The sequence below is a fragment of the Wohlfahrtiimonas chitiniclastica genome (genome assembly GCF_002252325.1).
Lineage (GTDB): Bacteria > Pseudomonadota > Gammaproteobacteria > Cardiobacteriales > Wohlfahrtiimonadaceae > Wohlfahrtiimonas > Wohlfahrtiimonas chitiniclastica.
This window is the reverse complement of record NZ_NEFL01000001.1, coordinates 33,614-51,947: the sequence shown is the minus strand read 5'-3', so window position 1 is coordinate 51,947 and position 18,334 is coordinate 33,614. Positions and strand designations below refer to the sequence as shown.

General features: G+C 45.0%; 20 protein-coding genes and 2 tRNA genes. 9 read left to right on the top strand and 13 right to left on the bottom strand.

Annotation, left to right across the window (positions count from 1 at the left end; all coding sequences use genetic code 11):
* Positions 1–4: 4 nt before the first annotated feature.
* From B9T10_RS00265 to B9T10_RS00250, 4 genes are all read right to left on the bottom strand, one after another.
* Positions 5–80 (bottom strand) — tRNA-Ala (locus B9T10_RS00265).
* Positions 81–132: 52 nt separating this feature from the next.
* Positions 133–208: transfer RNA gene (locus B9T10_RS00260), tRNA-Glu, on the bottom strand.
* 96 nt (positions 209–304) lie between these two features.
* Positions 305–736, bottom strand: coding sequence for an RNA polymerase-binding protein DksA (dksA, locus tag B9T10_RS00255; protein ID WP_008314120.1), 432 nt, complete (start codon positions 734–736; stop codon positions 305–307).
* A gap of 101 nt (positions 737–837) precedes the next feature.
* Positions 838–1,140 carry a hypothetical protein gene (locus B9T10_RS00250; RefSeq protein WP_063455706.1) on the bottom strand — a complete coding sequence of 101 codons (303 nt, stop codon included), beginning with the start codon at positions 1,138–1,140 and terminating at the stop codon, positions 838–840.
* A gap of 114 nt (positions 1,141–1,254) precedes the next feature.
* On the opposite strand from B9T10_RS00250, the gene pyrC reads away from it, so the two are divergent.
* Genes pyrC through B9T10_RS00215 form a run of 7 tightly spaced genes read left to right on the top strand, consistent with a single transcriptional unit; the run spans position 1,255 to position 8,075 of the window.
* On the top strand, positions 1,255–2,292 hold the full coding sequence (pyrC, locus tag B9T10_RS00245; protein WP_094537523.1) for a dihydroorotase: 1,038 nt from the start codon (positions 1,255–1,257) through the stop codon (positions 2,290–2,292).
* A 1-nt stretch (position 2,293) separates the two neighbouring features.
* The gene (locus B9T10_RS00240; RefSeq protein WP_094537522.1) at positions 2,294–2,815 is read left to right on the top strand and encodes a hypothetical protein; all 522 of its coding nucleotides are present in this window, start codon (positions 2,294–2,296) and stop codon (positions 2,813–2,815) included.
* On the top strand, positions 2,808–3,530 hold the full coding sequence (locus B9T10_RS00235; protein ID WP_094537521.1) for an energy transducer TonB: 723 nt from the start codon (positions 2,808–2,810) through the stop codon (positions 3,528–3,530). The genes B9T10_RS00240 and B9T10_RS00235 overlap by 8 nt, the downstream gene beginning before the upstream one ends.
* 2 nt (positions 3,531–3,532) lie before the next feature.
* Entirely contained in the window at positions 3,533–4,291 is a 759-nt protein-coding gene (locus tag B9T10_RS00230) for an ABC transporter ATP-binding protein (RefSeq protein WP_094537520.1), read from the top strand.
* A complete protein-coding gene (locus B9T10_RS00225) occupies positions 4,288–5,259 on the top strand; it encodes a FecCD family ABC transporter permease (protein WP_246782129.1) in 972 nt (323 codons plus the stop codon). Before B9T10_RS00230 ends, B9T10_RS00225 begins: the two co-directional genes overlap by 4 nt.
* Positions 5,260–5,307: 48 nt before the next feature.
* Positions 5,308–7,218 (top strand): TonB-dependent receptor plug domain-containing protein, encoded by a 1,911-nt coding sequence (locus B9T10_RS00220; RefSeq protein WP_094537518.1) that lies wholly within the window; start codon positions 5,308–5,310, stop codon positions 7,216–7,218.
* The gene (locus B9T10_RS00215) at positions 7,218–8,075 is read left to right on the top strand and encodes an ABC transporter substrate-binding protein (protein WP_094537517.1); all 858 of its coding nucleotides are present in this window, start codon (positions 7,218–7,220) and stop codon (positions 8,073–8,075) included. Before B9T10_RS00220 ends, B9T10_RS00215 begins: the two co-directional genes overlap by 1 nt.
* Here B9T10_RS00215 and B9T10_RS00210 read toward each other — a convergent pair whose 3' ends face one another.
* From B9T10_RS00210 to B9T10_RS00180, 7 genes are all read right to left on the bottom strand, one after another.
* Positions 8,076–8,441 (bottom strand): hypothetical protein, encoded by a 366-nt coding sequence (locus B9T10_RS00210; protein ID WP_008314104.1) that lies wholly within the window; start codon positions 8,439–8,441, stop codon positions 8,076–8,078.
* A gap of 147 nt (positions 8,442–8,588) precedes the next feature.
* Entirely contained in the window at positions 8,589–10,571 is a 1,983-nt protein-coding gene (locus tag B9T10_RS00205) for a TRAP transporter permease (protein WP_094537516.1), read from the bottom strand.
* Positions 10,543–11,046 (bottom strand): DUF1850 domain-containing protein, encoded by a 504-nt coding sequence (locus B9T10_RS00200; protein ID WP_094537515.1) that lies wholly within the window; start codon positions 11,044–11,046, stop codon positions 10,543–10,545. The genes B9T10_RS00205 and B9T10_RS00200 overlap by 29 nt, the downstream gene beginning before the upstream one ends.
* Positions 11,021–12,022: a TAXI family TRAP transporter solute-binding subunit gene (locus B9T10_RS00195; protein ID WP_026165786.1), complete on the bottom strand. Its 1,002-nt coding sequence runs from the start codon at positions 12,020–12,022 to the stop codon at positions 11,021–11,023. Before B9T10_RS00195 ends, B9T10_RS00200 begins: the two co-directional genes overlap by 26 nt.
* Before the next feature lie 206 nt (positions 12,023–12,228).
* A complete protein-coding gene (locus B9T10_RS00190) occupies positions 12,229–12,861 on the bottom strand; it encodes a lysophospholipid acyltransferase family protein (RefSeq protein ID WP_063503313.1) in 633 nt (210 codons plus the stop codon).
* Positions 12,858–13,796, bottom strand: coding sequence for a phosphatidate cytidylyltransferase (locus tag B9T10_RS00185; protein ID WP_094537514.1), 939 nt, complete (start codon positions 13,794–13,796; stop codon positions 12,858–12,860). Before B9T10_RS00185 ends, B9T10_RS00190 begins: the two co-directional genes overlap by 4 nt.
* Positions 13,797–13,913: 117 nt before the next feature.
* Positions 13,914–14,537, bottom strand: a complete 624-nt coding sequence (locus B9T10_RS00180) for a class I SAM-dependent methyltransferase (RefSeq protein ID WP_094537513.1) — start codon at positions 14,535–14,537, stop codon at positions 13,914–13,916.
* A gap of 123 nt (positions 14,538–14,660) precedes the next feature.
* Between B9T10_RS00180 and B9T10_RS00175 the strand changes: the two genes are divergently transcribed.
* Positions 14,661–15,254: a CDP-alcohol phosphatidyltransferase family protein gene (locus B9T10_RS00175; RefSeq protein WP_094537512.1), complete on the top strand. Its 594-nt coding sequence runs from the start codon at positions 14,661–14,663 to the stop codon at positions 15,252–15,254.
* Between the two features lie 39 nt (positions 15,255–15,293).
* Here the strand turns inward: B9T10_RS00175 and B9T10_RS00170 are convergent, their stop codons facing one another.
* Positions 15,294–16,127, bottom strand: coding sequence for a MetQ/NlpA family ABC transporter substrate-binding protein (locus tag B9T10_RS00170; RefSeq protein WP_094488756.1), 834 nt, complete (start codon positions 16,125–16,127; stop codon positions 15,294–15,296).
* Between the two features lie 225 nt (positions 16,128–16,352).
* Here B9T10_RS00170 and B9T10_RS00165 point away from each other — a divergent pair, with 225 nt between their 5' ends.
* The gene (locus B9T10_RS00165) at positions 16,353–17,399 is read left to right on the top strand and encodes an alpha/beta hydrolase (RefSeq protein WP_094537511.1); all 1,047 of its coding nucleotides are present in this window, start codon (positions 16,353–16,355) and stop codon (positions 17,397–17,399) included.
* On the opposite strand, the gene B9T10_RS00160 is transcribed toward B9T10_RS00165, so the two are convergent.
* Complete coding sequence (locus tag B9T10_RS00160; RefSeq protein ID WP_094537510.1) at positions 17,396–18,334, bottom strand: hypothetical protein; 939 nt, start codon at positions 18,332–18,334, stop codon at positions 17,396–17,398. The two genes, B9T10_RS00165 and B9T10_RS00160, sit on opposite strands and share 4 nt — an antisense overlap.

The following is an 18,334-nucleotide window of genomic DNA, read 5'->3' as shown; positions in this document are numbered from 1 at the left end:
GTATTGGTGGAGCTAGACGGTTTCGAACCGTCGACCTCTTGCATGCCATGCAAGCGCTCTACCAGCTGAGCTATAGCCCCAGATTTAACTGGTGCAGTTTACTTCAAAACCTAGCCAACTCATGAATCAAGTTGGCGTCCCCACGGGGATTCGAACCCCGGTTGCCGCCGTGAAAGGGCAGTGTCCTAGGCCTCTAGACGATGGGGACATTCCGTTTTGAAGTTAGTTCGTCTAACTGAGGTGTTGCATAATATCAAAAATTTTCAGGGTGTCAACTTTTTTTTGAAAATTTTTTAAATTTTTTTTAAATCACACCAGATTTCTCTTTTTGTTCTGCGATTTCTTTGCAATCAATACACAATTCAGCCGTTGGTCTAGCCTCTAAGCGTTTGATTCCAATCTCAATCCCACAGGTTTCACAATAGCCATAATCATCAATGGACAATTTGTGCAATGTTTTCTCAATTTTCGCGAGCAATTTTCTTTCACGGTCACGCGTGCGCAATTCTAAAGAGAATTCCTCCTCTTGGCTTGCACGATCATTGGGATCAGACAAAATTGTGGCACCATCTTGTTGCATGTTGTTCACAGTTTTTTCACTTTCCTGCATCAATTGAGCACGCCAACCATTTAAAATCTGACGAAAATGTTCTTTTTGGCGATCATTCATGTACTCTTCGCCATCTGCTAATTCGTAAGGCTTAAAGTTCTTAAAAACGGTTGGATTATTATTCATTTAAATATCTCCATACATATGTCTTAAATAGTGGCGTATCAAACCACAATTTTCAAAAAAATAAAAGATTTAAATGCATTTTTGATGCAATTTTACGCTCATTACAACTCTTTATACTCACCATCAATGATGTTGCGTTTTGTTGGTTCTGCTTTTGGGCGCATATTTTCATACATATGTTGTGCCTGTTGTGCTTGGGCAGCCTGTGCCGCTTGCATCATTTTTTTGATCTTGCGGACTTTGAAGTATAAATAGACATAAAAAATCACCGCAAGCACCGCGCCGACAGCTAAAATACCCAAGCCTAAAGGAATAATCAACAACAAAAAGCCAATTGAACCCAACGTGATCAAAATTTTCTGCCAAAGGCTTGCTTGTTTGCCATTAATATAGAGCTCTCTCATATGCCCTCCTATGTGCATTCCTATCCTAGAGAAGGCATAGTATAGTATGCAAAGGCTTTTTTAAAAAAAGCTTTTACAAAATTTACGACTTCCACCCGAATAGAAGGATTTTTCATGACAAATCAACTCACTATTACATTTCCTGATGACTGGCACATTCATCTGCGTGATCATGATGCACTGAAAACAACCGTTGCGCATGCGGCTCAAAGCTTTCGACGCGTTGTGGTGATGCCAAACACCAATCCACCCATTAAAACTGTGGACGATGCCAAAGCATACCGCGACCGCATTTTAGCCAATGTGCCCGACGGCGTTCCTTTTGAACCGTTGATGACGCTATATTTAACCCCTGAAACCACGCCAAGCATTGTGGAAGCCGCCAAGGCTTCAGGCATTGTCCATGCCATTAAATTATATCCTGCAGGCGTCACCACCAATTCAAGCGCAGGCGTCTCTTCCTTAAGCAACTTATATCCTGTCTTTGAAACCATGGCCAAAGTGGGTTTACCCCTTTTAGTGCATGGCGAAGCAAGCGACCCGAACATTGACATTTTTGACCGTGAAGCCATCTTCATTGAGCAAGAACTCAAGCCATTACATGCTGCAATTCCTGATTTACGCATTGTGATGGAACACATCACCACAAAAGATGCCGTAGAATTTGTACAAAGCACCAATGCCAACATCGCCGCAACCTTAACACCACAGCATTTGCTATTTAACCGCAATACACTACTTTCCGGCGGCATCAAACCCCATCTTTATTGCTTGCCCATTTTAAAGCGCGAAACCCATCGCCAAGCGTTGATCAAAGCGGCCACCAGTGGCAATCCTAAATTCTTCTTAGGCACGGACAGCGCGCCGCATGCCCAAAGCGCCAAAGAGAGCTGCTGCGGCTGCGCCGGTTGCTATTCCGCACTCACGGCAATGTCTCACTACGCAGAAGCCTTTGAAATGATGAATGCACTGGATAAACTCGAAGCCTTTGCTGGTCACTATGGTGCAGATTTCTATGGTTTGCCGCGCAATACTGACACCATCACTTTAGTGCGCGAAGATTGGACGCCACCGGAATCTTATCCTTATTTAGAGAATGATCGCCTCATTCCGCTCGGTGCTAAGCAAACCCTTAAATGGCAGGTTAAATAAGATGATCACGCGCCGACAAACTTTCATCGCACTCGCTGGCCTTGTGCTGTGGGCAGGATTGGCGCTGCTGATTTTAATGCAAGCATTAGGGCTCAAATTTCACACACAATTTAATGTGTTTTATAGTGCTTTGAGCCTCTACCATCATCGCATTTGGCCACTTTTAATTGTGATCAGCATTGTGATGGGTTTTTATGGGATTGTGGGCTTACGCATTCGGGCACTGCCCTACTCATTCAAGCTGCGCGCTGTCATTGCCTTGCCGCCTCTGTTGCTATTGTCGAGCTTAACGTATCTCACCATTTATGGGATTCAATTTTGGCAAGCCCTCAATGTGCCGCTTGATCAGGGTTTATTTGCCATGCGCCGCTTTGCTAAGAATTTTTCTGCCAAAGACATTGATGCCGCGCTCGCAACTTTGCCCCACCACATCGACACATTGATCTATCCAAGCTATGCAGCACTGACATTTCTTGTGCTCACCATGTTGCTTTTACTGATTCTGCCAAGGCGCCATGATTGAACGCTCGATTGTCTGGATCGCGCCGATTGTGGTGATCGGTTTACATGCTGCCATTGCGGCACTTTTTTTTCAGCATGAAAATCATCAATTGCAGCAAGATCATTCTGCAATGGCACAGGCCATCCATTCATCTGAACCTCAAAGCTCAAGCACTCAAACGAATGCTGAGCGTTACATCATCATGACGATTGACAGTGATTGGTTTTTTCCAAAAGCCATTGATCATGCTGTTCTCCTTGCCATCGAGCCAGAAGCGCCGCTCATCATTGCACCGCCGAACATCGTCAAATCCACCCCACAAAATTCACCACCCACCCCATCGCCTAAATCGCCCTCAAAGCCTGCTATTCATCAAAAAAGTAACGCAACAAGCAATCCCATCAAAACACCTTCTCATGGCGGCGGGCAAAGCTTACAAGATGGTCCTGCGGGCTTTATCAATGGCAACAGTCATGCCAGTATTGATCGCAACATTAACCGATGCTATCCCTTAATTTCTCGGCGCCGCGGCGAGCAAGGTCGCGTGATCGTGCGTATTTTTGTCAATGAAAAAGGAGAGCTTGTGAACAAAAAAGTGGTGCAATCCTCAGGTTTTTCCCGTTTAGATCGCTGTGCGCTTGATGCCATTACAGATTTAAAGGTCAAACCTGCCATCAAAGGCGGCAAAGCGGTGTCGAGCCATTTTGATCAACCCATTGAATTTAGGCTGCGTTAATCATGCTTGCGTTATCTGTGGATCAATTATCCGTTCGCTCTCATCACACCTTGCGTTTAGATCATCTCTCCTTTACGGTGCCACAAGGCAGCCGATTGGCCATCATTGGCCCAAATGGCGCGGGTAAAAGCACGCTGCTGCAAGCCCTCTTAAAACTCATTCCAAGTACGCATCAATCCTTAACATGTTTTGGGCAGAACATTGATCAACTCTCCCGCAAAGCGCTCGCTCAATTCATCAGCTATGTGCCGCAAATGCAGCCTGACCTTGCGGTTACCGTGTTTGATTGGTGCAGTTATGGGCGCATGCCCCATCAATCCCTTGGTTTTTCTTTGACGGATCAAGAGCAATCCCTCATCCATACTATGCTTGCACGCACAAATCTGACGCATTTTGCGAATACGCCGCTCAATCGTTTAAGTGGCGGTGAGCGTCAGCGCGCCATGATTGCCGCAAGCCTTTGCCAAGAAACGCCGCTCATTTTACTCGATGAAGCCACCAATTTTTTGGACCCCAAACAAGCCCATAAGCTTTTATCATTGATGAGGGATATTGCAACCTCACTCAATAAAACCATCATTGCTGTAACGCATGATGTCAATGAGGTGACCCATTATTTCACTCATTGCCTGGCCATTAAAGCTGGGAAAATCTGTTTTATGGGCGAAGTGCAGGATGTTGTCCATCAACAAAATTTAGAACGGCTCTATGATCGCCCCTTTATTCAAGCGTTGAGTGAGCAAGGAGTGATCTTTTGGTGAGTCGCCGTTGTTCTCTCTTACTCTTAGCCATATTGAGCGTATCTGTCCTCGTCATTGCCCCTTTTTTAGGGTTAGAGAATCTTTCACCGCGCGCAATCTTTGACGGTGATGCTAGCAGTGCCCAAATCTTTTGGCAATTGCGTGTACCACGTGTACTCACTGCATGGCTCATGGGTGCAATGCTTGCGTTATCCGGCTTAGTCTTTCAAGCGATTTTACGCAATCCCCTCGCCGAACCTTTCACTCTTGGAATTGCAAGCGGCGGCGCATTAGGTGCGGCCATCTATATACATTTAGGCTTATCGCTATCCTTGAGCCTATTTTCTGGGCTCTCTCTATTTGCCTTTATGGGCGCGATGGTGATCACCTTTGCCATTTACCTTCTCAATCGCCATGCGCTTGAATCTGTCACGCGCCTTGTGTTGGTGGGCGTCATTTTCAGCTTCTTTTGCAGCAGCCTTGTGATGGTGATGCAAGCCGTTGGCCGCCCGCAAGACAGTTACCGCTTAATGCAATGGATGATGGGCTCGATCAGCCATGTCACAGTGACAGAAATCCTGCCGCTTAGTATCATCATGCTCATCAGCACTGTCATCATTGCCCTATTGAGCCCACGTTTGAATGTCTTGAGTGCAGGACACATCATCGCAAAAACACGCGGCATTGAGCCAAAATACGTCTTCATTCCCCTCTTTATTTTGGTCAGCCTAATGATGGGGATGATGATCGCCATCAGCGGGCCGATTGGCTTTGTGGGCTTAGTGGTGCCCCATGTGGTGCGCCGCTTCATTGGGGCGGATCACCGTTATTTATGGATCGCGGCGCTGCTCCTTGGCGGTGCCTTATTGGTCATTGCTGATTGGATGGCTCGCGTGCTCTTTGCCCCTGCGGAATTGCCCGTTGGCGTCATCACTGCCCTATTTGGCGCACCTTTTTTCATCTTCATCTTGATAAAGGATAAAAAATAACTATGCTTATAGGTTTTTATTTGCCCATCAAGTAGGATCATCCATCACATGAAAACCCATCAATTGTGCGCAGCCTTAAGCGCCGCGTTACTTGCCCCCGTTGCCTTTGCCGACGATGCCATCAATGTCTCTTCTGAGGACAACACCATTGTCTTCACCGCCAATCGCGCAGATCAAGCCTTAGATACCGTGGGATCAAGCATCAATGTCATCACTGAAGAACAATTGGCTCGCGGCCAATATCAACGTGTGAGCGATGCATTGGCGACATTACCCGGCATCAATCTTTCGACCGCTTCTGCCAATGGTGAATCTAATGTATTCATTCGCGGACTTGGCAGCCAAAATATGTTGGTGATGATTGATGGCGTCATTGTTAATGATCTCTCCACACCTGCAGGTGGCTTTGACTTTAGCAGCTTAAACACCCTTGATATTGATCGCATCGAAGTGTTAAAAGGCCCACAAAGTACGTTATATGGCTCAAGTGCCATGGCGGGCGTGATTCAAGTCTTCACCAAAAAAGGTGGCCCACAACGTACCACAGTTACGTTAGAAGGTGGCAGTTATGAACATGTGAAAACAACCATACAAACGCAAGGCATGACCGATACATTGAGTTATGCCTTTGCCGCGGGGTTAGAACAAGAACATGGCGTTTCTGCGGCGGATGCTAAGCTTCCTGGTAACTCAGAGCGTGATCACTATAAAAATCGTAATCTTTCAGGTTATGTGAATTATGCGCCCACGGATTTCATCAATTTTGATGTCATGCTCCGTTATGATCGCAGCAAAACAGATCTAGACAATGGTGCAGGTGCTAACCAAGATAACTTAGATTACTATCAAAAAGCCGAGCGTTATTTAGGTCGCTTTGCCATCAATACCATCAACTTTAATGAGCAATGGTTAAGCTCATTGATTTATGATGCGAGCGAAACAAAACGTGATTATCATAACATGCCATTCACCAGGCATGCTCAAAGCAGTTTTAAAGGTACAAAACAGAGCATCACATGGCAAAATACATTGGCATTTATCCCGAACTTCCAAACATTATTAGGGGCAAATTTCACGAAAGAATCCATGAGCAGCACTTCCCCTTATGGTGATTTCCCTAAACGCCACATCACACAAAAAAGCCTCTATGTGGATCAACATTTAAACTTCGAAAATCGCTTTTTTAATACTGTGGGCATCCGTTATGAAGATCACTCAAAATTTGGGGATAAACTCACGTATCGTTTAACCTCTCGCTTTAATGTAAATGATTATTTAGCCCTCAAAGGCAGCTATGGCACAGGCTTTAAAGCCCCCACTTTATTTCAATTGTATGATGTGGAAAGTGGCAATCAACACTTAAAGGCAGAAAAAAGTAAAGGCTTTGATGCAGGCATCGTTGTGACGCCATGGCAAAACACCAGCCTTGAATTGACCTATTTCCAACAAAAAATTAATCAACGCATCACATGGGTCAGCAATCCTGTTACGTATAAAAGCACATACTTAAACCGCGATTATACAAAAACAAAAGGGGTTGAATTTTCAGCAAATACGACACTCAATGATCAATGGGCACTTGGGCTCAACTATACATATACTCATGCTCGCGATTATGCCACGGTCAATGGACACACATCAGATCAAAAAGCCTTACGAGTGCCTAAACACATGGTAGGTATGCATGTGAATTTTAAACCTTCAGAGCGCATGAACTTATTTGCAGAAGCAAAATATCATGGCAGCGCCACCAGTAATTTTAGCAATCCTGCTTGGGGCGTACAGCAACGCAATTTAAAAGCCTACTGGATGGTGAATCTTGCCGCAGATTATCAAATCAATGACGCCGTCAGCATTTATGGCCGCGTGAATAACTTATTGGACAAGCAATATTACAGCGTTTGGGGATATGGCCAAAAACGCATCAACGGTAATATTGGCGTGAAAGTGGCATTCTAATGAAACATTGGCGATCCTTTGGTTTATTGGCGCTTAGCCTTAACATTACATATGCTGATGTGAGTGAGCGCTGTACGCGCATTGTTTCCCTCTCGCCCACCATTACAGATACGTTGTTATCTCTAGGTTTAGCGAACAACATTGTGGGCGGCACGCGCTATGACTTAATGCCAAAGGATCAGCCGATTGCCAACATTGGCGGCACACTTGATCCAAATTATGAAGCGATTCTGCGCTTATCACCGTCGATTGTTTTTTCTGAATTGTCGGATGACAGCCCGCAATCCTTAAAACTTGCTGCCCTTCATTTGCCCACAGAACATTTATCCTTTCGGGGTTTAAATGAAGTGCGCGCCTCCACCCTTGCCATTGGCGAGATCTGCGGCATTCATGAAGCTGCTGAGAATAAAGTCAATGAACTCGATCAAGCACTCAATGAACAAAAAAGCCCGCCACATCGCACTTTGATTTTTTATACTTATCAAGGTCAAGCGCCCAATGCCTTGCCAGCGCAAGCGGTGGGCCCAAGTTTTCATGAAGAATTAATGCATGCGCTCGGCTGGCAAAATGCTTATCAAGGTGCGCTCAATGCGCCAATGCTTTCCACAGAAAGTGTCTTACAACTCCATCCTGATTTAATTGTGTTGATGAAAGGGGATGTGGGCACAGATTATGATCCTGCCCATACCATTACGATTGAGAAAATCGCGCCCGCTTGGCGTGCATTAGATGCTGTGCCTGCCCTTCACAATCAGCAGGTGTTCGAGATGACGGGCAATGCCACCTTTATGGCAAGCCCTGATGGCATCATTGCAACCCTCAAGGCATGGCGCATCATCTCTGAACGGATCAAATGATTAATGTTTGTGCTCTTTTTCCACCACTTTTTCAGCGATTTGATCGGCAATTTCTGCATCGGTTTCCAATACAACAGGTTTACCGCGCAATACTTTCCACACCACAGAGCGGAACATCCAGCAGTTGATCACCGCCACCGCTAACATCACAGCAATGTTAAAGTAAATGAGATAGAGCTGCCACATGGTTTTAGCATTCGCCATAAAATCCTCTTGCCCAAAATGCATGAAGACAATGACACCAAACGTCACCACATTGGTGAGTAAAAAGATGGACAACCAGAGTTTACGGACTTGTTCTTGCTTTAAAAAGATGGCGGATAATACATAAAATACAATCGCGCCTGCCACTAAAATAAATTCCATGGATTGATCTCCCTTGTTCGTTGTTGTTCAGTTGTCAGTTCGGTGATAACTGTATTAGGGTAATACATTATCTGGCTTTCTGTGTCATCCTAACAAATTAAAAGGCCAATATCTAATATTGATATTGGCCTTGAGCATTCCACCGAATTATGCAGGCGTTAGCCGATGCATTTTTCGGTAATTGAGCACCACAATCACTGCAACAACTAACATGCCCGCGATGTCTGTATAAGACTCCGGCACAATCAACATCAATGCGCCAATGGCCAATACAATGCGCTCAATCGGGTTCATTGCAGCTTTAAAATAGCCTTCCACTGCCGCACTTAAACTGATGACGCCCACAATGGAGGTGATGGAGATCAGTAAAATGGATAAAATGGGCGGTGCTGGGAACTCTGTCACATTCATGCTCGTTAAACCTGTGGTGTCGATGTAGAGCATGGCAGGATTGTAAACAAACATAAATGGCACAATGAAACCTGCTAATGCCAATTTAAGTGATTGCCAGCCTGTTTTCATCGGGTTCCCGCCCGCGATGCCAGCGCCTGCAAAGGATGCGAGCGCAACCGGTGGCGTGATGTTGGCAAATAAACCAAAGTAGAACACAAATAAGTGCGCCACCAACACAGGAACGCCCATGCCAGCAATGGCAGGCGCTGCCATTGTGGCCGTGATGATGTACGCGGGAATGGAGGGTAATCCCATGCCCAATACCATCGAAGCCAACATCGTTAAAAAGAGGGTTAAGAAGAGCGAATCTTTACCGATGCTGGTGATCATTGAGATCATTACACTGGCAAAGCCCGTTAAACTCACAGTACCGATGATGATGCCCACCACCGCACACGCAGCCATAACGGGTAACGATTGTTTGGCACCTGTGATCATGGCATCCATCACATCTTTTGGGCTCATGCGGGTTTCAGGTCTGAACTGACTGACGATGATGCTGATCACAATCGTATAAAATGCCGCAAAGTTAATGGGCACAGACTGAGACAAAAAATAGACCAAGGCAAAAATCGGGATCAATAAGTGACCGCGCGCGAGTAAAACTTCTTTCACGCGTGGCAAATCTGCTTTGGGAATGCCTTTTAGGTTATCGCGCCCTGCTCTGAAATGCACTTGAGCAATCACACCTAAATAATACAATAATGCAGGGAAAAAGGCGGCTAAGGCAATCGTGCTGTATTTAACGCCTGTGGTTTCTGCCATGATGAAAGCGCTTGCTCCCATAATTGGTGGTAAGATTTGTCCGCCAACGGATGCGCTCGCCTCAACCGCGCCTGCAAAGTTTGCATTGTAGCCCACGCGCTTCATCATCGGAATCGTAAATACGCCCGTGCCCACAACGTTGCCCACCGCAGAGCCATTAATGCTGCCCATAAAGCCACTGGAAATGACTGCAACTTTCGCAGGTCCACCTTGTTTGTGACCTGCAATCGCTAAAGCTAAATCATTAAAGAGCTGCCCCATGCCTGATTTTGCTAAAAACGCGCCAAACAAGATGAATAAGAAGATGAAGGAAACCGATGCCCCAATCGCCGTTGAGTATAAGCCTTCCATCTTCAAATACATTTGCCCAAAGATGTCGCCTAAATCATAGGGGCGCGTCAATAAGCGATCGGGCATAAAATCATAGTGACTAATGAATGGATAGAGTAAAAACACCAATGCCAAAATGGGCAGAATCCAACCCATCACGCGGCGCGCGCCATCAATCACCAGCGCCACTGTCATCATGCCAAAGGCGATGTCTAAGGTATTTGGAATGCCGCCGCGCGTATTCATGATGGCATCATATTCCACCCACAAATAGGCAAATGATGCGAGCGATGCTGCCGCTAATGCCCAATCATACAGTGGGATTTTGGTGCGATTTTGTGAAGGATACGCAGGATAAATCAAAAAGATCAATGCTAAACCAATCGCCACGTGCGCTGCGCGATACAAGAGCTGCGAAATCGGATAATAAGTGGTGACTAAGTGAAACAGTGAGTACGTCAGTGCTAAGAGCGCGATGAATGTGCGTATATTTTTGCTCGCGGGATTACGTACTAAAGACTCGCGATCAAATTTTTCTAAAATGCGCTGGCCATCATCTATTTGAGATGCTGAAGAGGTCATGGCAAGAATTTTCCTTTAATAATGTCCAAATGTTGTGTTGTGTCGTGGTGAGGGTAATTTCTGTGTAATCATCAAAATCCTGATGAATCGGCCACACTTGATGATTGACCTCAATGGTGGATGCCACATTGCGTGAAATCATCCAATAAAGCACTGGCAGCTGTACATTTGGCGCGGTTTCCACAAAGCCATCGCTCAGTGTGCTTGCTTCATTGTACGGCGTGCCTGCCCCAAAGGTTTTAAATTGTGATCGATACAGATGCAATGCCCCATTTTTCACTTGATACGATTCGCGCCACAATGCGCGTTCCACCGAGTGTATCCATGACAATGTGAAAGATTGTTCTGGCAATTGGCAATGCACATCACCAGATGAAATCATCACACGCGTAAAAAAAGGGTAAAAGTATAGGCTCAGCAGCACAGCTGCAAAGCCCATCATCATTGCTTTACTGTTTTTGAGCTTGCTCATCATAGAACTTTTGGGCACCCGGATGAATCGGTGCCACCATGCCTTGTTGAGCTTTTTCTAAAGAGACATCTTTCACAGCTTGATGTGCATTTTGTAAGTGATCTAAATTGTCAAAAAATGCTTTTGTTAATTTATACACATCATCATTGCTGAGTTTTTTATTCACCACCAACGCATTCATGATCACGGCCGTTGGTACAGCTTCTGCGTTGCCATAGGTATTGGCTGGGATTTCCATTGGCATGAAGTAAGGTTGATCTGCCGCGATCGTTTTGACCATTTCAGGATCAATGGTGACCAATTGCAAATCAAAGCCTTGTGCCAATTCCATCAATGCTGCGTTTGGCAAGCCACTTGTGAAGAAAGCCGCATCCACGCGCCCAGTTCTCAATGCATCGGCAGCTTCTGCAAAGCCTAAATAATCCACTTTCATATCATTATAAGTCATGCCGTGGCCATTGATTAAGGAGCGCGCATTGACTTCAACACCTGAGTTTTGATCCCCAACAGCCACACGTTTACCTTTTAAATCTGATAAATTTTTAATGCCTGATTTTTGTGAGGCTACCACTTGCACAAAGTTTGGATACAAGACAGCAATTTGTTGGACACTGTCAAATTTCTTTTGGAATGGTGCTTCACCATTGACCGCATTGCTCAATGCATCGCTCATCACAAATGCCATTTCTGCTTTGCCTTGATCGATGAGGTTAATGTTCTCAACTGAAGCGCCTGTGGTTTGAGTTTTAGAGTTCGCTTTAAATTGATCTGCGTACACTTCACCAAGTGTTGTAGCGATAATGTTGTATGGACCTGATGCACCGCCCGAGGCAATCGTCACAAAACGCGTCTCTAAACGGTTCGGATCACTCGCTTTAGCTGTCTCAGAAGTGCCTGTATTTGCTTCAGGTGCTTTGGCATCATCTGAACACGCCGCTAACAATAATCCACACATGGTTGCCATCGCAACCTTCTTCATTGAAAACATACTCCCCTCCGATTGTTTATGTATGCTTAATTGATATCTGATTTTAATCAGGTCGTCAATCAAAAGTTCAGCAACATTTTTTTGATTTTTGCAAATCCAATTTGATCTCAATGAGTTGATTCATTGATGAGCATCAAAAAACTTGCAATAATTGACCTACAATTATGATACTGACATGCAACATACTATGTCTAGATTTATTTCGTCACACAATGCGTCAAGAGGGTTTGATAGGTTTGTGAAAGTGCGGCTAAATATTGAGCCGCATCATCGTGATACATTAATGGCTCGCCAAGGATCACATCACAATTAAAAGGCACAAACAGCGCTTCTCCCTTTGGCAATGCTTTACTTAAACCACGCAGAATCACCGGATGCACCGCCACATCAGGCATCTTCTTAACCAAGCAATGAATGCCACGTTTTAATTTAAAGTCGCGATCCTCTGTTAAAGCACGTGTACCTTCTGGAAATAAAATGATGATCTCGCCGCGTTCAAGCGCACTCAACACATTTTTAAAGCTTTGTGCGCTGCCTTTTTCAGAGCGATCCATCGGAATAATGTCAATGCAATGGATGGCAAACCAACGAATCCAGCGATTACGTAAGAAATAATCTGCCGCCGCAACGGGGCGCACGCGATGAATTTGACTGAGTGGATATAAACTCATCAACACCAATGTGTCTAAATGGCTCGTGTGATTTGCCGCTAATATGGCGGCTCCTTCTTTAGGCAAAGGGCTACGTTTAACAATGTTTAACCCCAATCCAATCAACACCAAGGGTTTAACAAGCAATGCAAAAAAGAGCACTTTAATCAGGCGCTTCATACTACCCCCTTCGTTACGAAATAAAAGTAATGGAAAAAGAGCGGCGCTGTGTACATTAAGCTGTCAATGCGATCTAAAATGCCACCGTGCCCCGGAATCAATGCGCCGCTGTCTTTGATGCCTAAATCACGTTTAACGGATGAAAGCACCACGTCACCAATAAAACCAGAAATGGCCAATACAATGCCTGCCATCAATCCTTGTTGCCATGTCAAAATGGTTAAATAAGGCGCTAAACATGTGGCCAATAATGTCGTCACGATGAGCCCGCCAATGAATCCTTCCCATGTTTTATTTGGGCTCACTTTCGGAATGATTTTATGGCGCCCCCAAAGCTTACCGCACACATATTGGCTCACATCATTGAACTGCGTGATGAAAAGCAGATATAAAATCAAACCGGCAAAGCCAGCCGCTGGATGGACGCGATCTAAATTTGCTAAATAAGCAATGTGACTAAAGGCAAACACGCACAGCATCAAGCTCCATTGAATGGTGGCATTTGCTTTAATAAAGCCATCTGTTTCCCCAATCAAAACTGAGCGCATCGGCAACAGTAAAAATAAGTAGACTGGAATTAAAATAATGAACATGCCATACCACTGCACATACGCAAAATAGTATTGCAATGGGATGGCTAAATACGCCCAAAACACCAAACGACGATCCACCGCGCGCATTGGCGTAATGGAAAAGAACTCTTTGAGGGCGAGAAAGCTCATCAATGCAAAAAGGATCGTGATGGCTTTTTGCCCAAGGTACAACGCACCCACCACAATGATGATCATCCACCACCATGATTGCGTGCGCATGGCCAGCTCATTATGCTGCCCTTTTTGACGTTGGCATTTGAGCCAAACGATAAGGCTCGCCACACTCAATAAAGCAAAAAGTGCGATGATCATATGAAAACTGTGGGGTAAAAGATGCGCCATGATTCATTTCCTATGCATTGTTATTTTGAACAGTATTTAATTTAAACTAAACAATGTTTAAATACAACTTAAATTTTAAGCCATTTATATTTATGGCTTAAATTTAATGGCGTTGCTTTAGCCTTTTTTCACTTGAATGGCAAATTGAATCACATGGCACAAACCATTGTGTAGATCACCTTCTGAGCGGATCACTTCCCCTAAAAATAGATGATGAATGCGATCGTTAGCAAAGACGGTAAGAAAATCCTCAACGTCATACAACAATTCAGCCACAGGCGGCCCGCCCGTTTTATAAGCAAGTTGCGCGGTTGAATACACCTCGCCCACAAACCATCCCTCATGCTTTAAGCTCTCCCGAATGCCGCGCAATGTTTTATCTTTCAGTGCAGGTTCAAAATGCCCAAACACACAAAATATATTGTCATAATGCTGTGAAGGCCAAACGGCATCATTGAGATCAATGCATTGTGTCTCGATGGTCAATCCCATGGATTCAGCCCGCGCTTTAGCCTTGCTGAGCCCAACGCTTGAATAATCTTGTAACAGCATCGTCATCGGGCGATTATGGCGCATGGCATCTTCTAAAATATAGAGCGCATTTCGCCCTCCCCCTTCTGCAATTGCAAGTGATGTACCGGAAAACTCTAATTCTGCCACCATTTTGGCAATAAAGGCATTTGGCGCACTGCCATATAAATGCTCATGCGCTGCGTAACGGGCATCCCATTTTTCTTTCATTGTTTCCTCCTTTGCGTGCATCTTAACAAGATTCCTCGCCCACTAAAAATAAGCAGTGTTTATTTTATTTGACAGACAAATAAACATCGCTCAATATAATTAAACACTTCAGGAGAAAATAAGATGATCACCATTTATCAACTCAAACCTAAATTTCAAAATTTACTTCGCCCACTTGTTCATACACTGTATCAGCGCGGCATCACTGCCAATCAAGTGACGATCTTTGCCTGCTTAGGCTCCATTCTCACAGCTGGCATCATCGCTGTCAGCCTGCCCAATTTTACGATCTTATGGCTCATGCCCATTTGGTTATTTGTACGCATGGCGTTCAATGCGATTGATGGCATGCTTGCCCGCGAACATCAGCAAGCCTCGAAACTCGGCGCTTATCTCAATGAATTGTGCGATGTCATTTCAGACACAGCTTTAATGCTCGTTCTATTGCCCATTACAGGCATCAATAGTATTGCCGTATTCAGTGTGATTTTTTTAGCCTTATTGTCAGAATATGCGGGCGTTATGGCGCCCCTGATTGGGGAAAAGCGCCGCTATGATGGACCAATGGGCAAAAGCGATCGTGCCTTCGTGCTCGGCGCATTGTGTGTTGCACTGGCTCTAAACATCATGTCAATGACATTTCTCAATGGCATTTTATGGGCAATGGTTGCGTTATTGATGTTCACCATTTATCAACGCATTAAACGCGCGCTATAAAAAAGCCGCTCATTGAGCGGCTTTTAATGATCGATAGCACTATTGTGCTTCATTCCACGCTGCAGGATATTTATAACCAGCAAACACCTTATGGGCATACGCTTTAAAAGCTTCTGAATTGTAGGCATCCGTCACATCTTTGACCCATTGCGCATTTTGATCGGCAGTTTTAATGGCAGACCAATTGATGTACTCAAAGCTTGGCTCTTGAAATAAAGCTTCGGTTAAGGGGATTTTTGCATCCACAGCATAGTTCCCCGTAATCACTGCAAAATCCACATCCGAGCGCGATCTTGGCAATTGTGCGGCATCAATGGCAATGAATTTTAAGCCCTTAGGATTCTCTGCAATGTCTTTTTCAGATGCAGTGATGGGATTGACATCATCTTTTAACGTAATCCAGCCTAATTGACTCAATAATACAAGCGTGCGCGAAAAGTTACTAGGATCACTCGCCACAGAAATGGTTGAACCCTCTTTAACATCCTCTAAGGTTTTTAATTTACCAGGATACACACCAAGCGGCGCCGTTGGCACTTGGAACAATGGGATTAAATCCACTTTATTGTGGGCAATGAACTGCGTTAAATAGGGTTGATGTTGGAAGATATTGATGTCTAAATCGCCGCTCGCCAATGCATGATTAGGGCGCACATAATCATTAAATTCAATCAATTTAACGGTGTAACCCTTCTCTTCTAATTGCGGGCGCACAGAATCACGCACCATGTCCGCAAACATGCCTGGCGTCGTGCCAAAGGTGATGGTTTTTTTCTCAGAAGTTTGTGTGGTGTCGCTGTTACCGCAACCGGCCAAAATTAGGCTCAATGCTAAGGTTGCTGCCGTGATCAATCGTTTCCCTAATGCTTTCATGATGACTCCTTTAATTGCCTTGCGCCAATCTCGAGCCAACGTAAACATTCAATGATCGATTGCACTGTTTAGCTGTTTTCGCCCGCAAGTTGTGTAAATCGGCGCTATTGTTTAATAGTTCATTATTAATAGCGCGTTCTTCAGCGAGGGTCAATATTTTTTAATAAAAATTTGTCATATCAAATGAGAATGACTATCATTACCTAATTATTGACCAGAGACATCATGATCATGCGTTTTTTTATCCTGCTCTTTTGTGTGCTGATGCCCATCGGCTTTGCACAGCCCATCACCATTGGCAACATCACCACATTATCTGCCCCAAGCTTAAATGATGAGGCGCGTAAGGTACAAGTCTATGTGCCACCTTCGTATGCCGATTATCCCTCACAGACTTATCCTGTCATTTATTTGCTCGATGGCGAAAGTAATTTTCATTATTTAACGGGCATTGTGGAAAAGCTCTCTAAAGCACCCTATCCATCCTTGCCTGAAATGATCATTGTGGGCATCATCAATACCGATCGCACGCGCGATTTAACGCCATCTACGCCCAATATCCCCATCACATCTCATGCCATTGATGGTCAAACGGGTGGCAATGGTGCATTTTTTGATTTTCTAGAAGGCACCCTTCGCCCATTGATCGAACAAACCCATCGCACCAATGGTTATAACATTCTCATTGGCCATTCATTTGGTGGCATCACTGCCCTGAACCATCTATTGAGCAATCACTCCATGAATGCTTACATTGTGCATGATCCGAGCATTTGGTGGGATGATGCATTCATGCTGAAAAAATTTAAAGCCGCGCGCGGACAAGATTTTCACAACATTCAATTGATCCTCACACAAGTTGGGCACACTGAGCGCCGTGATCATTTAACGGATCATTATGATGCCATTGCAGCATTCAATGATTATCTACACAGCCAACCCTTTTCGCGCCTCAATTATCACTATGCGCAATATGAAGGCGAGGATCACGGCTCGATTGTCATCAAAGGCAATTTAGAGGGGCTACGCACACTGTTTGAGGGCATACAAGTCAACATTCGCGCCCTCAATGAAACGCCAACCTTAGTGCAAACCCATTATGAGGATTTAAGTGCCAAACTTGGCTTTACTCTGCAGCCAAGTGAGCCTTATTTAGCGGCTGTCTTGTCATATTTAAAGCGCACCGGCACACCCAAAACCGCGTTGGCGTTTGAAAAATACATCCTCACGCTTTATCCAAATGGCAACATAGCCCAATCACTCTTGCCTTAAGAGGCCTTGAGCTGTTGATACGCCGCTTGCACGCGCTGATGGCGCTTCATGATGTGTTCGGCTTTATCAATAAAATGCTGACGAGAAGCCGTCGCTTCCTCTTCTGCTAAATGCCCAAATTCAAAATGGAGCGCACGCTGCAAAGCACTCTCTAATTGTGAAGGCAGTGCTTCATGCATTGTAAGCAACTGCTGCAAATGTGCACTCGCCAGTAACGTTTCCATCACCTCACTTTGCAACAGTGCATCTAAATACTGATTGAGCCCATCTTGCATCGACAACGCCACCATCACTGCTAAAATCCCAGTGGTTTGCTCTGCATTCGTCATCTCACTGACGCGCTGCTGCACGCCCATAAAACTTTGCAACCCTTCATCAATATTGTTGTCCGTCAAAATGCCTACAGTGCCGGCGGCCAATTGCAGCTTAGCAATGTTCAAAAGGGGCGGATATTGTGGAAAGGGCGTCATCATCACGGCGTCTTTCGGGTACCACACCCATGTTTCCACAGGATGATTGGCAAACACTTCATCATACCGAGCGATGATGGCAGCATTGTCAGCCATGTTTTGCAACACGCGCGGCGCTTTTGCCAACACATCGGCTAAGCAATCGGTGTTTGTGGTGCGCCAACACAATGTCCCATTTTGCGTGACACCTTCATCTTTCACCCAAACCATGGCAGGTTCATTGGCAAGAGTTGCATAATGGCTCGCAATCTTTGTCATGGCATCTGTGCTTAAAAAAGGCTCCGCTAAAAAAGCAGCCTCTAGCGCATCATAATCTTGCCAATAAGCATCGTGCGCTTTTGTTGCATAATCACTGGCAATGAGTGGCGCGCCAAGCAGTGCTGTGTAACGATTACTGACAGATCGCTCATCAACTGCCCACGCGCTTGGCAACCATAATACCGCGCTTAACCACATCCATTTCAT